Annotated in this window: 14 protein-coding genes; 11 read left to right on the top strand and 3 right to left on the bottom strand. The window is 47.1% G+C overall.

What is annotated here, in order from left to right; genetic code table 11:
* Positions 1-82 precede the first annotated feature (82 nt).
* From ACESLK_RS11155 to ACESLK_RS11135, 5 genes are all read left to right on the top strand, one after another.
* Complete coding sequence (locus tag ACESLK_RS11155; RefSeq protein WP_373229516.1) at positions 83-1819, top strand: 2-oxoacid:acceptor oxidoreductase subunit alpha; 1737 nt, start codon at positions 83-85, stop codon at positions 1817-1819.
* 1 nt (position 1820) lies between these two features.
* Entirely contained in the window at positions 1821-2687 is an 867-nt protein-coding gene (locus ACESLK_RS11150; protein ID WP_373229515.1) for a 2-oxoacid:ferredoxin oxidoreductase subunit beta, read from the top strand.
* A gap of 89 nt (positions 2688-2776) precedes the next feature.
* A complete protein-coding gene (pduL, locus tag ACESLK_RS11145; RefSeq protein WP_373229514.1) occupies positions 2777-3355 on the top strand; it encodes a phosphate propanoyltransferase in 579 nt (192 codons plus the stop codon).
* A 75-nt stretch (positions 3356-3430) separates the two neighbouring features.
* On the top strand, positions 3431-4984 hold the full coding sequence (miaB, locus tag ACESLK_RS11140; RefSeq protein WP_373229513.1) for a tRNA (N6-isopentenyl adenosine(37)-C2)-methylthiotransferase MiaB: 1554 nt from the start codon (positions 3431-3433) through the stop codon (positions 4982-4984).
* Positions 4985-5032: 48 nt separating this feature from the next.
* The gene (locus tag ACESLK_RS11135) at positions 5033-5509 is read left to right on the top strand and encodes a YlbF/YmcA family competence regulator (RefSeq protein ID WP_373229512.1); all 477 of its coding nucleotides are present in this window, start codon (positions 5033-5035) and stop codon (positions 5507-5509) included.
* A 229-nt stretch (positions 5510-5738) separates the two neighbouring features.
* Here the strand turns inward: ACESLK_RS11135 and ACESLK_RS11130 are convergent, their stop codons facing one another.
* Positions 5739-6347, bottom strand: coding sequence for a hypothetical protein (locus ACESLK_RS11130; protein ID WP_373229511.1), 609 nt, complete (start codon positions 6345-6347; stop codon positions 5739-5741).
* Positions 6348-6542: 195 nt separating this feature from the next.
* The gene (locus ACESLK_RS11125; RefSeq protein ID WP_373229509.1) at positions 6543-7181 is read right to left on the bottom strand and encodes a biotin transporter BioY; all 639 of its coding nucleotides are present in this window, start codon (positions 7179-7181) and stop codon (positions 6543-6545) included.
* A 101-nt stretch (positions 7182-7282) separates the two neighbouring features.
* On the opposite strand from ACESLK_RS11125, the gene ACESLK_RS11120 reads away from it, so the two are divergent.
* The gene (locus tag ACESLK_RS11120; protein ID WP_373229508.1) at positions 7283-9895 is read left to right on the top strand and encodes an ATP-binding cassette domain-containing protein; all 2613 of its coding nucleotides are present in this window, start codon (positions 7283-7285) and stop codon (positions 9893-9895) included.
* A 25-nt stretch (positions 9896-9920) separates the two neighbouring features.
* Here the strand turns inward: ACESLK_RS11120 and ACESLK_RS11115 are convergent, their stop codons facing one another.
* Positions 9921-11153 (bottom strand): MFS transporter, encoded by a 1233-nt coding sequence (locus ACESLK_RS11115; RefSeq protein WP_373229507.1) that lies wholly within the window; start codon positions 11151-11153, stop codon positions 9921-9923.
* 260 nt (positions 11154-11413) lie between these two features.
* Here ACESLK_RS11115 and ACESLK_RS11110 point away from each other — a divergent pair, with 260 nt between their 5' ends.
* From ACESLK_RS11110 to ACESLK_RS11090, 5 genes are all read left to right on the top strand, one after another.
* Positions 11414-11902: a phage integrase N-terminal SAM-like domain-containing protein gene (locus ACESLK_RS11110; RefSeq protein WP_373229506.1), complete on the top strand. Its 489-nt coding sequence runs from the start codon at positions 11414-11416 to the stop codon at positions 11900-11902.
* 43 nt (positions 11903-11945) lie between these two features.
* Positions 11946-12476, top strand: coding sequence for a tyrosine-type recombinase/integrase (locus ACESLK_RS11105; RefSeq protein ID WP_373229505.1), 531 nt, complete (start codon positions 11946-11948; stop codon positions 12474-12476).
* 182 nt (positions 12477-12658) lie between these two features.
* Complete coding sequence (locus ACESLK_RS11100; protein ID WP_373229504.1) at positions 12659-12844, top strand: hypothetical protein; 186 nt, start codon at positions 12659-12661, stop codon at positions 12842-12844.
* The gene (locus ACESLK_RS11095; protein WP_373229503.1) at positions 12826-13119 is read left to right on the top strand and encodes a type II toxin-antitoxin system RelE/ParE family toxin; all 294 of its coding nucleotides are present in this window, start codon (positions 12826-12828) and stop codon (positions 13117-13119) included. Before ACESLK_RS11100 ends, ACESLK_RS11095 begins: the two co-directional genes overlap by 19 nt.
* Before the next feature lie 220 nt (positions 13120-13339).
* A complete protein-coding gene (locus tag ACESLK_RS11090) occupies positions 13340-13744 on the top strand; it encodes a hypothetical protein (RefSeq protein WP_373229502.1) in 405 nt (134 codons plus the stop codon).
* Positions 13745-14070 lie beyond the last annotated feature (326 nt).

Below are 14070 nucleotides of genomic sequence, written 5' to 3'. Positions count from 1 at the left end.
ACATAGAATTTATTAATGTAACGGGATAATATAGGATTATTATGTCGAAATTTACGAAGTAGATTAAGAGGAGATGGGCACTGTGATCAGTCAACTGTCATGGAAAATTGGCGGCCAGCAAGGGGAAGGCGTAGAAAGTACGGATCGTATTTTTTCTACTGCACTTAACCGTCTGGGATACTACCTGTATGGGTACCGTCACTTTTCCTCGCGGATCAAAGGCGGGCACACGAATAACAAAATCCGCATCAGCACGAACCCGATTCGAGCGATTTCGGATGACCTGGACATTCTTGTTGCTTTTGACCAGGAGAGTATCGATTTGAACGCAGGAGAGCTTCGTCCAGGTGGAGTTGTCGTCGCCGATGCGAAATTTTCCCCGACGATCCCAGAAGGTGTACAAGCGCGCTTGTTCGCGGTTCCGATCACGGCAATTGCTGAAGAGCTAGGCACTTCCCTCATGAAAAATATGGTTGCTTCCGGTGCTTCCTGGGGACTTCTTGGCCTGCCGATGGAAGTATTCAACAAAGCAGTAGAAGAAGAGTTCGGCCGCAAAGGCCCGGCCATTGTCGAGAAGAACATCGAAGCGGTTCGCCGTGGAGCAGAGTTCGTTCTTGAGCAAGCTGGCGGTCCGCTTGACGAGTTCAAGCTAGAGGATGCAGACGGTATGCAGAAGCTCTTCATGATCGGTAACGAAGCGATGGCGCTTGGAAGCCTTGCGGCAGGCTGCCGCCTGATGGCTGCTTATCCGATTACGCCTGCATCGGAAATTATGGAATATCTGATCAAGAAGCTTCCTAAGTTCGGCGGAACGGTCGTTCAGACGGAAGATGAGATAGCTGCTGTGACCATGGCGATCGGTGCTAACTATGCGGGTGTTCGTACCATGACGGCATCTGCCGGACCGGGACTTTCGCTTATGATGGAAGCAATCGGTCTCTCCGGCATGACGGAGACGCCCCTTGTCATCGTGGATACGCAGCGTGGGGGTCCTTCGACGGGCTTGCCGACTAAGCAGGAGCAATCCGATATTAATGCACTCATCTACGGAACGCACGGTGAAATTCCGAAGCTCGTAGTGGCGCCGAGTACGATTGAGGAATGTTTCTACGATATGATTGAAGGCTTTAACATTTCGGAGGAGTATCAGATCCCGGTTATTATCGCGACTGACTTGCAATTGTCTTTAGGTAAGCAGACCTCTGAGCCGCTCGATTACGACAAAATCGTCATCAATCGGGGCAAGCTCTTAACCGGGGAATTGCCGGAGACTGAAGCCAATCGATTGTTCAACCGTTATGAGTTAACAGAAGACGGTGTATCCCCACGCGTTATCCCAGGCATGAAGAATGGGATTCACCACGTAACGGGCGTTGAGCATGATCAAGAGGGCAGGCCGTCCGAGAACGCTCTGAACCGTGAGAAAATGATGGACAAACGCCTTGGTAAAATCAATGAGCTTCGCGTGACGAACGCGATCAAGGCTAACGCACCGAATGAATCCCCGGATCTGCTAATCATCGCAATGGGATCCACGGGTGGAACGATAGATGAAGCGAGGACTCGCTTGACTGCAGAGGGAATTAGAACGAATCACATCATGGTTCGCCAAATGCACCCATTCCCAAGCGAATTGCTGAAGCCGCATCTAGATGCGGCAAAGAAAGTAGTCGTGCTTGAGAACAACGCAACAGGTCAGCTGGCCAATCTAATCAAGCAGAATAACGGTTATCACGACAAAATCCATAACCTGCTCAAATACGATGGAACACCATTCCTTCCTTCGGAAATTCACAAAGCCTGTAAGGAGCTGAACTAAGATGGCCACATTCAAAGAGTTCCGTAACAATGTAAAGCCGAACTGGTGTCCGGGCTGCGGCGATTTCTCCGTACAGGCGGCTATCCAACGTGCAGCCGCTAATGTCGGTCTGGAGCCGGAGCAATTAGCAGTGATCTCGGGAATCGGCTGTTCGGGTCGGATTTCCGGTTACATTAACGCCTATGGATTGCACGGTATTCACGGTCGTTCGCTTCCTATCGCGCAAGGCGTAAAGCTTGCGAACCGCGAGCTGACCGTTATCGCATCGGGCGGCGACGGCGATGGCTTCGCAATCGGTATGGGTCATACAGTTCATGCCATCCGTCGTAACCTCGATGTCACTTACATCGTTATGGATAACCAGATTTATGGGTTGACCAAAGGTCAGACGTCTCCACGCAGCGCGGAAGGCTTCAAGACGAAGTCGACTCCTGAAGGCTCGATCGAATCGACGTTGTCACCGCTTGAAATCGCTTTGTCAGCAGGGGCAACCTTCGTAGCCCAATCCTTTTCCAGCGATCTGAAGCAATTGACGATGCTAATCGAAGAAGGACTTAAGCACAAGGGCTTCTCGCTCATTAACGTATTTAGTCCTTGCGTAACCTTCAATAAAGTGAACACCTACGACTGGTTCAAGGAAAACATCGTAAACTTGGAGCAATTCCCGGATTATGATCCTTCGAATCGGATCGCTGCGATGACTAAGATCATGGAAACGAACGGTATGGTTACGGGTCTAATCTACCAGAACAAAGAACGTAAAGCATACGATCAGATGATTGTCGGCTTCAAGGAAGAAGGGCTTGCTAAGCAAGATTTGCAGCTATCCCGTGAAGACTTTGACAAACTATTGACGGAATTCAAATAAGCATCATCCACAAGAGGCGTGCGGGTTTGTCCCGTACGCCTCTTGCGTTATACTGTAGGCATGGGGATACATAGAAAGGTGGGTATTGAATGTCGGAAATCAAGAAAGTACCCGTAGGAGTATCGGCTCGGCATATACACTTAGCATCTGAGCACGTCGAGATTTTGTTTGGTTCAGGAGCGGCCTTAACGGAGATGAAGCCTCTCTCTCAGCCGGGACAGTTCGCTGCTAATGAGACAGTTGAAGTATACGGTCCGAAAGGTTCTTTCGCTAAGGTTCGTATTCTAGGACCAGCTCGTAAAGCCACTCAGCTCGAGGTGTCTCGTACGGATGCTTTTGCACTTGGACTTAAGCCGCCGCTGCGGGAATCCGGCAAAATAGAAGACACACCGGGAATCCGCATCATAGGTCCTGCCGGCGAAGTGACAGTGGATAAGGGTGTCATTGTTGCAGCGCGGCACATTCACTTCCATACTTCTGACGCCGAGCGCTGGGGCATTGCGGATAAGCAGCTGTTGAAGGTTCGTGTTGGAGGTGAGCGGGGTGTCATATTCGAGCAAGTGTTAGCCCGTGTATCCGATCAATATGCCTTAGACATGCACATCGACACAGATGAAGGCAACGCCGCTAATGTCTCCACAGGCGATTATGGTGAGATTGTGGAGTAAGGAGTGTAATGGCGATGCCCGCAAGTTCATGATATAATATTTTAGTTAGAATGATATTTGCGGGAGGGAAATGAAATGGCCAAAGAGAGCAAGGATTATAGTAAATACTTCGATTTCTCCGGTGCCAAAGTCATTTCCGAGGATAACAACGGCAAAACGATCCGTCTGAACGGGCGGGATATTCATATTCTTTCCGAGCCGGATTATCGGCAGGAGAAACAACGTGGCAAAGAAGAAATTCAGGTCCATTATGAAAATGCCGTGCCGGATGAGCTCCGGACCCTCGGACAAGGCAAGAGGTACTTAATCTATACCTACGGCTGTCAGATGAACGAGCATGACACCGAGGTGATGCGCGGCTTATTCGAAGGAATGGGTTATGTCTCGACAGAAGACCGACAGGAAGCGGACGTTATTCTGTTCAACACCTGTGCGGTACGCGAGAATGCAGAAGACAAGGTGTTCGGTGAGCTTGGACATATGAAGGTTCTCAAGCAGCAGCGTCCCGAGCTTATTCTTGGTGTCTGCGGCTGTATGTCGCAGGAAGCATCGGTTGTTAACCGAATCATGCAGAAGCATGCGCATGTAGATCTTATATTTGGAACGCATAATATTCACCGTCTGCCTCATCTGTTGCAGGATGCGCATTTCGGCAAAGAGATGGTTGTCGAGGTGTGGTCTAAGGAAGGCGACATCATCGAGAATCTGCCTAAGAAACGTACCGAAGGGCTTCGTGCTTGGGTGAACATTATGTATGGCTGCGATAAATTCTGTACGTACTGTATCGTACCGTATACGCGAGGCAAAGAGCGGAGCCGGATGCCTGAGGACGTTATTGCAGAGGTTCGAGATCTGGCGCGGCAAGGCTTCAAGGAAATTACGCTGCTTGGTCAGAACGTGAATGCTTATGGTAAAGATTTCATAGACCGGAATTATCGCTTCGGAGATCTGATGGCGGATATCCAGAAGATCGATATTCCGCGCATTCGTTTCACGACATCCCATCCGCGTGATTTCGATGATCATTTAATCGAAGTGCTGGCTAAGGGCGGCAATATGATGGAGCATATCCATCTGCCGGTGCAATCGGGCAGTACGGAAATTCTGAAACGAATGAGCCGGAAATATTCACGAGAGCTGTACTTGGAGCTCGTCGAACGTATTAAACGCGCTATTCCTCATTCTGTTCTAACGACGGACATTATCGTAGGTTTCCCGGGAGAGACGGAGGAGCAATTCGAGGAGACGCTAACTCTCATGCGCGAGGCGAAGATCACTTCAGCTTACACCTATATTTACTCTCCAAGAGAAGGCACTCCGGCATTCGAGATGACTGACAATGTTCCGCTCGAGGTAAAGCAGAAACGGCTCGCCCGTTTGAATGCATTAATCGGGGAGCTGTCGCTGGCTTACCATCAAGAACTTATCGGGCAAAGCTTCGAGGTGCTGGTAGAAGGCGAAAGCAAGAATAACGCCAATGTGCTGTCAGGACGGACTCGCTCGAACAAGCTCATTCATTTTGAAGGGAACAAGGAATGGATTGGAAAGTTCGTGCAAGTACGGGTAACGGCAGCACAGACTTGGTATGTGAAGGCAGAAGTTGTTAATGAGCCTGCTCTAGCTATCTAAATTGTATAAATCATATAGAGTACAAGAATCGATCGGAGGAATACGTAAATGTCTGCACACGATCACGATCACGACCATGAGCACGGAGAAAGCTGCTCGCCGCCAGGTCCGGTATACGATAACCGGGAATTGATCGTTCGCGAGGATATACTAGCACGGGCCAAGGAACTGGCTCAGTTGATTACAACATCAGAAGAAGTGGCGATGTATCAGCAATCGGAGAAGCTCATTCAATCGCACGATAGAGTGCAGGGCTTGATTACGACTATTAAGAAGAAACAAAAGGAATTGATCGCGTTCCAGAATACTTTCAATAATCCGAAGATGGTCGAGAAAATTGAAGCCGAGATCGATGCGATCCAAGATGAAATCGATGGGATTCCGATCGTGCAGCAATTCCAGCAAAGCCAAGTAGATGTAAACTATCTACTGCAATCTATCGTGTCGGTCATTCGGGATACGGTAGCCGAGAAGATAGAAGTAGAAGCAGCATCTCCGGCAGAAGATCCTGAAGAGTGCGATTAATCGTTGATTTGGATTGCATAAGGAGCAGGTTTAGTTGACAAGCTACAGTCGATAGGGAAATCCCCTTGCATAACAAAGGAGGACGTAACCATGACTGAAGGCATACCCAACTCTCAAACACGAGCTCCTAAATCCGATGATCCGAAGAAGCAAGGACGATCGGCCGCCAAGAAAAAATCCAAATAAAACACAGGGCCACGCAAACAAGCGTGGTCCTAGTTCATATCGGTTAACGATTCGCATTCTGATTTGCGGCTAGAGTTAAGGTTGAATTCCGCTGATCATATTGCAGCAAGTATGAGTGGTTGCTGGTTAGCTTCCATTTCTGAAGCCAGATAGTAGGTAGACGAAGCCGCTCATCCGATAAATTCGCAGGAATATGGAGGCGAAATTTTGCTGTGTTTTTACCCTGTCGTACATTCAAGAGAGAACCTTGCCGTTCAGGAATGCCAAGCCGAGATAAGAGCTCATAGCCGACAGATAGGGTGCTGGAGCTTAGGGTGCTAGAGGCAAGTACAGCTGTTGTCTCGCTTAGAGGCGATGGTATTATCGTAAGGCTGCGATCTATGGGATTATAAGTTAGTAAATATCTGCGAAGTGCGATTAATTGAAGTTGCCGTGCCAAGGTATAATTCATTTCTATAAAATCCGCAAAGCATTCTCTCCCCTCTAGAAGCTGAAGCTGAATGGTCTGCTTGATCGTACCGCGTTGTAGAATAAGCGGTGTATGACTTGGGATAGATAATAATTCCGATGCGGAATCGGAGCAATTCAGAGTAAGTACGACGGTCTGGGGAGGAAGTTTGGCGATAAACAGATCTAGCCTTCCGCTAGCCATTGAGTTGAGACACACTCCTTCAAGGCAATTGAAGCATCGCCGTTTTTAGTCGCATAAGATTGCTGATCGGGGGCAGGAAATACAGTTTACAATTCTCTAAATTATGCGGATCGGCACAAATTTGCTTGTACCTTAGTCCTGAAACATGCAAAAAGGACTCCCTTATAAGGAGTCCTTCAATAGACTAGACTTTGATTATTTTTTTAATTTGCGGGGGCGAATAGTTGGGAGAACGGGTTTAAGCGAGACAATGACTAAGGTAGCAGCAACAGCTTTGATTGCATCCCCAAGTAGAAAAGGGTACATACCTGCAGCTAAGGCGCCTGATAAGGTATCGTACTTCACATTATCGGATACGTGTGCAAGCCATGGGACACCCGTTACATAAAGAAGCAGTGAGCCGAAGACGAAGATTGCAAGCATAAGCAAAAGCTGCTGGAGCTTGGATAGCTTGCGGTTTTTGGAAAATAGGGCGTCGCTTACAAGTCCGATAAGCAGGGCGGCAATGGGATACATCCAGATATAACCGCCAGTTGGGCCAAAGATTTTCGCCAATCCGCCTGCCCCTCCAATGAGGGGAAGACCAGTCGCAGTTAGGGCAACGACGATGAAGATACTCCAGAAGCCATATACAGCACCTAAAATGCCGCCTGCGAGCATGATCGCAAAGGTTCCGAGTGTAATCGGGACGGGGGTAAAGCCGAGCGGGATCTTAATGAGGGTTGCGGCGATAAACATAGCCCCGAATAGGGCAGTGAAGACGACCCCTCGCAGCCACTCGTTATTCGTTCTTGCACTTGTTGTTGTTGCTGATGATGGTGAGTTCGTAGTCATTGTCAAATGTCCTCCTGAATGTTAACTTTGGTTTATATGTGTGGTTAACAATTGTGATTGTAGCATGAGATTGTTCGATTGAGAAGAGGGATTTTGGGACGATGGAGAAAAGACCTGCCGAAAGCATGAGAGTTAAGGAGGTATCGGTATACGGAAATAGTGAGTTTGGCGAGCTTTCTCCTCGTCTCGAAAATGTAAGTATGGTGATCGCTCCAGGGGAATGGTTATATGTCGTTGGGGTGAACGGGAGCGGTAAATCGACGCTAGCGAGATTACTTGCGGGACTCCAGCCAGAGGGTATGGTAGGCGTATTGCAGCGAGGCTTCGCCGGGGACGGGAGTTCTCCTATCGTTCTTCAGCAGCCGAGGGCCCAGTTGTTCGGAGAGACGCCTCGTGAGGAAGTTATTTTCGCCTTGGAATGGAAGGGTATTGTTGCGGATATCATCCCGTTATTGGCCGATCAGGCTTTGAGCAGAGCGGGATTATCGGAGTATGCCGATGAACCGTGGGATAGATTGTCTGGAGGACAGCAACAGCTTGCTGCCATTGCAGCTTCAACGGCGGTAGAGACATCGTTCATTGTTCTGGATGAAGTGACCTCCATGCTGGATGAAGCGAATCGAAGCTTGGTCATGCAAAGGGCGCGAACGTTACATAAGAATGGTACAGCGGTTGTGTGGGTTACGCAGAGACTGGACGAGCTTGAGCCGGATTCCCGTGTTGCAGCATTGGCAGAAGGAAGCGTTATTTACGATGGGAACGCTAGGGACTTCCTCTATGGTGCTGAGGGAGAGCCATCTCCATGTGAACGATGCGGGTTGCGTATGCCTTATATGGCATCGATGGGACTCGAGCTAAGGCGGCTTGGTCAGCTGCAGGATCCGTTGCCAGTGACGATTGAGCAATGGCGAATGGCGTTGGGAAATGATACGAATAGCACACGTGATTTGCGGAAATTTGAATCTACTGCTTCTTCAGAGAGTCTGGATAAAGATTCCGAGAGACGATCGGGGTTATCGCTTCTTCACTTAGAGGGGATAAAGTGGCACAGGGGTGATGAGCGGGAGGGGGATTTGCAAACCTCGGGGCTATGCTTATTACCGGGCACGATTACTCTGCTTATGGGTCCTAATGGTGCTGGGAAAACATCCTTGCTTGAGAAAATAGCGGGCTTGCGATCTCCTGAGGGGTTACGGATTACCTATGGATCAGATAGTTTGTGGCAGGAAGGTCATCTTGGAAAACAACGTTTGAATTCGGAGGCACTACGTCAATATAGCTATGCATGCCAATTACCAGAGGAAGGGCTCTTCGCGCGAAGTGTGCAGGAAGAGCTGGAATACTCCCTGCGACCCTTTCTGCATGCTGAGAATGAGCGGTCAGAGCGTCTGGATTCCGCTTTGTCTGCCGTCGGTTGGGATCGATCTTGGTTAAAGCGAGATCCATATCTCATGAGTGGAGGGGAACGGCGAAGAGCTGCACTCGCTGCCGTGTTTGTTACACCTGCAATGTGGTTATTGCTAGATGAGCCTACCGCAGGTTTGGATGGAGCGGGACATGAGAGAGTAGCATTGCAACTTGAGAAGGTGAAGAAGGACGGAGCGGGTATTCTGCTGGTCTCCCATGATTCCGATTGGGCGATTCCTTTGGCGGATTACGTGCTGCTATTAAGCGTTGACGGCTCGTTACGATTATGTTGTCGTGAAGAGCTTTTGGCACATCCCGAGTATTTGGAAGAAGCAGGATTAGCGATTCCCGATTGGCTGAGGACCGCTCATCGTTTATGGCAGAATGGGGCTCCGTCTGAGCAGATATGGAAGCCTGCTGATGCAGCCGCCGAGATGGTGAAGGCTTGGGAGCCTGTCGTCTCAGCGGGGGATCAGTTAGAGGAGAGTCCACACCATAGAGAGTGGCCAATGGAACGGTTCATGAAGGGGGAGGATACGTCAACTTTTCCGAAAAAGACGCCGAGGCAGCATCGATTAACAGGATTTGATCCGCGTTCAATCTGGCTCTCCTATGTGCTCATCTCTACCGGTTTATTCCTTCTTTCCAATTGGTTTGCGATAGCGCTTGGGGGCGCAGTTGTTGCTGGTTTATTAATAGCGGGAAATGTATCGCTGCGGCGTTGGCGCGGCTTGATTATCAACTATGCGGTGTTCTCGATTGTCACATCAGGATTGTTCGCGTTAGGTGCCGGGGACGGGAGTGGATGGCTTTACTTACAATCGTTTGCGGGGACTTTATTTTCTTTTGTACGGACCATGCTAGTATTACTGCTCGGATTAGCAATTCCGCTGGTGATGACTCCGCTTTCGCTTAGAAGATCGCTTACGCAGATGATTTCAGTTAGAGGGAAAACACCCCAATGGGCGCAAAGGTTTATTCTTATGATTACGCTGATGATGCGATTCGTTCCGGTTCTGCTGACATTGTGGGAACGATTCACGAGAATTTTTCTAGCACGCGGGAAGTCAATATCCAGGAAGCCATGGTTGGCCATTCGGAGACTAAAGGATGTGTCATTACCCTTCCTATTAGCCTTGTTCCGATTGGCGGATGAGTTAACGCTGGCTCTTGAAAGCCGGGGAGTCGGTCTCCATCAGAGCCCGACTCAAGCGATTAGGTTGAAGTGGAGAATGCGGGATTACGGTCTAGTTGTCGGTGCTCTGGCATTAGGAAGCGGATTGTGGCTATTCACAAACTTGTATTGAGAAGTCGGGGGCTTGTGAGGGTCAGTTAGGTGTCGAGTTGTTTGCTCCAGGATACAATCGCTGCTACTAATCCGAGTGCTGAACCGAACAAGAAGCCTGCCTTCAAACCTCCGAAAGTATTCAAACCACCAGCTAAATAAGGGCCTAAGAACATCCCTAAAGCATAAACGGATTGATATAATCCCATAGCGGTAGCCCGCTGAGCCGGGGCAAAATCGCGAATAGCTAGACTAAGCAGAAGCGGGAAATAGAGCGCTTGAGCAAATCCATTGAGCATCTGAGTGAAGGCTAACCAGCCCAGATTAGGACTGAAGGGTATAGCGGCGGTAAATAGAGCAGCGCATAGAAAGCCGACGATAATGACTTTACGAGTCCCGAAACGAGGCGCAAGCTTACGTCCTGACCACAAAGAAACGAGAGCATGAGGAATCATGAACGATATGACGATTCCGGTCAATTGAGCTTCGCTTGCCCCTAGCTCGACTGCTTGGAGCGGTGTAAAGCCGAACATCGTAATGAACAGAATTCCGTGCGCAAGCAAGGAGAGAAAGGATACTTTCCACAGCAGGCGGGAGCGGAAGACACTCGTTATTTTGGTTTTTGGCGATAGGGTTGTTGTGTGGCGTGGATTGTTTATCATCAAAGTGTGATCACTTTGAGAGACTGGTTTCTGTTCTTGAACGAACAGGACAACAATGGTTCCGACCGCAGCAATCACGATACCGCTCGTGAAAGCATAGTTCCATCCCCCGATCGAGGCTAACCAACCGCTTGCACTCATTCCGGCCAGCTGTCCGAAAACGGTGAGGAAGCTTAAAGTTCCCATAGCTTGATGTGTTTTGTCGCTTGGATAATACGAAGCATATAACACTGTGAAAGGCACCCAGGCCGCTGCGCATATTCCCGCCATTAAACGTCCTGCCAGCGGTCCACCCCATGTGCCGGGCAGCATAAAGAACACACAGCTAATCAGTCCTGCTAGCATTCCAATCACCAAAAAAGGCTTGCGTTGCGACATCACATCGGAATACATCCCCAGCGGTAACCGCGTAATCACCTGAGTGAGGCCATAACTTCCAAGAATAAATCCGATCCAGCTCATCGATAGGCCGCGATCTTGAAGGTAAGGGCTTAGAATTGGGACATAGATATATAAAGTAGCCCAATAGAGCAGAGTAGCTGCCGCGAAGATTAGATGCCGACGGCTGAACGGTTGGGCTTGGTCGTGTATTTTCGATAATTCAGATGTGTGATTCATATGTGCTGGTGGTCCTCCTCGTGTTCGGCAAATTGTTCTCCTCCACTTTAACGGATGAATCGGGGCTTGGGAAGGGGGGGGGGCTGCCACGGAGGGGAGCCTATGGAAATTAGTTGGTTAATGATATAATCGTTGGACAAATATTATATTCTCAAGCTCCGAAAGAATCGAGAGGCTACTCCTATCATTTAAGATGGGTGGTGCCTCTTTTTCATTTCCAAATTATAGAATTATTGATAAGATGAGAGGGAGATGTTGAGATGGATGTTTGGTTGGGGAAGCATGGTTCGACGGAGCTAATGGTAAGGTTTCATTCTAATTGTCTAGAAGAGTTCTTGTTATTATTTGGTGAAATGAAGCTGCAAATGGAGAAGGATTTATTAGATGAGAATCAATTGTTGCGTAATTGGACTGCTAAGAGACAGAGTCAAGGTAATTCGATATCCAATGTTTCTTTTGAGGATTCATTTTGGGGAGCAGCCGTTGAAAGTCAGCTCGTGTTAGAGCTTAAGCGAAGAGGATACAGTTCCAAAACCATACGAGCTTATTGTGGGCAGGTAAAGAGGTTTTATCAATTCTATGAGTTCCATAGAGAGGTCACTATACACGACTTGATTCCAAAGTATAGCTATGATTTATTAAACAACCGTAAATCTCATGCTCATGTGAATCAAGCGATAAGCGCCGTAAAGTTTTACTTAGAGGAGGTGTGCAGGAAGAGCGTAAAACATTACATATATCAGACCTAAAAAAGAGAAAAAGCTTCCAAACGTACTAGGGCAAAATGAAGTTATGAGGCTGCTATCGGCTGTGGAAAATAGGAAACATCGTGCAATGCTTTTCTTGACCTATTCTTCTGGGTTACGCGTAAGTGAAGTCGTTCGTTTGCGATTGGCTGATCTTGATAGTGAGCGTAAAACAGTTCACGTCCGTCAAGGAAAGGGACGAAAGGACCGTTTAACAGTTCTATCTGATGGGGCTTACGAGATTGTACTGCAATATATTCAACTTGAAAAGCCAGGCACAGGTTGGTTGTTCCCTGGACAATACCAAGGCAGTCACCTTACGGAAAGAACCCTTCAGAAAGTCTTCGAGAATGCGGTTATGAATGCTAAGATTATGAAAAAAGTTAGTTTGCATAGCTTGCGGCATTCTTTTGCAACTCATTTACTAGAAGGGGGAATTGACATTCGATATATCCAAGAGTTATTAGGTCATCAAAGCATGCGGACTACCGAGATCTACACTCATGTTGCTATTAAAGACGTTAGAAGGATTCAGAGTCCATTGGATCGATTGATGGATTTGGATCGCGAGATATAGTAGTTTTTGACGGGTGTTCAGAAATACCCGACTTAGATGCATGTTTAGCGAAGTACGCTAATACCTTCAAAAAATCACATAATACGAATTACGTAAATAAGACGTTATCTGAAAGAGTGGAGCGAATTTGAAATTCATCAAAACAAAACCCTATGATATAATGTAGCTGAGGTGATGCCAACATGTTAAAAGATGATGTGAAGCAAATGATTGATAAACTTCCGGAGAACTGTTCAATTGAAGACATCCAATACACATTGTACGTTAGATCAAAAATAGAAAAAGGACAGAAGGATATTGATGAAGGCAATGTACTATCCCATGATGAGGTTAAAGCGAGGATGGATAAATGGCTGAACAAACAATAATTTGGACAGTTACTGCATATAAAGACCTTCAAAACATTGTAGAGTATATTTCTCAGGATTCAATGTACTATGCCTTGGCATTTTATGATGATGTGATGGACAAAGCACAAACACTAAATGATTTCCCGCACCGAGGACGTGTAGTTCCAGAAATGGACGATCCTGAGATGCGGGAAATTTTTATTCATAGGTATAGACTGATTTATCAAATACATAATGACCGGATAATAATTAAAACAATAATACACGGTGCAAGAAATTATATTAATGAATAAAGGGCGACTTGTGCGTATATCAGGATCTCCTTCAGATAACACAATATTCGCGCTGCTGGCCATAGGCCTTTGATCTGCCTGAGGAATTTTCGAAGAAGAATAATCGGGCAGATACATCCATTCCCCTAAGATAAGAGCTATCTAAGGGGAATGGACGTCGCGAATACGACAACGTTAGCTGAAATTGCCTAAGTGCAAATAATGATTGGAGTGATCATTTTTGTGGGTTCCATATGAAACACAAAGGAAACATACACATGATTTTACTGTCAGATATAGATTTTTTAATATAGACGAAGGAGGAAGGAAGTATATCCCTCATCAAGGTTATAGGTCTGATTTTGCATTTGAAGAAGACCTTGCTAATAAACCAGTTTCATTACGTGTTATTCATCCAGAATTTGAAGATGAGCAAAGGAATATCATTTTAGATAATTCAATATCAGTTCCGTATTCGGGTACTGCACGAATGTGGATATTATTCGCTGTATCTAGAAAAGAAAGAGATGTAAAAACAATAAAAATTGGAATGAAAGGTTATTTTATGGAGGGTTCAAGGAAGGTAGCAGAAGCAGAAGTAATTGAAATAAAGGGATTATATACCAATCCAATGAATGACAATTAAGAAGTTATATCAATGAAGAGGCAACATCAGCTAACACCATATTCGCGCTTCGGGCCATACGGCCCTCGGTCCGGCAGAGGCATTTCGGGGAAGCTAGAGCTGCCGGACACATCCATCTCCCTAAGATAAGAGCTATCTAAGGGGGACGGACGTCGCGAATACAAGAACGTTATCAGAAACCGGTGTAGAGCTTAAATATTCATGTTGAGTAGGTGTTATGATGCAGATTGTTTACTCAAACAAGTTCCTTATTGGGACTAATTACTTTGAATTACTACCAGGTAAATTTGAAGGGAAGCACTGGAATGATAATTCAGTTTATATAC

The organism is Cohnella sp., from assembly GCF_041640265.1.
Lineage (GTDB): Bacteria > Bacillota > Bacilli > Paenibacillales > Paenibacillaceae > Cohnella.
This window is presented reverse-complemented; position numbering and strand designations above follow the sequence as displayed.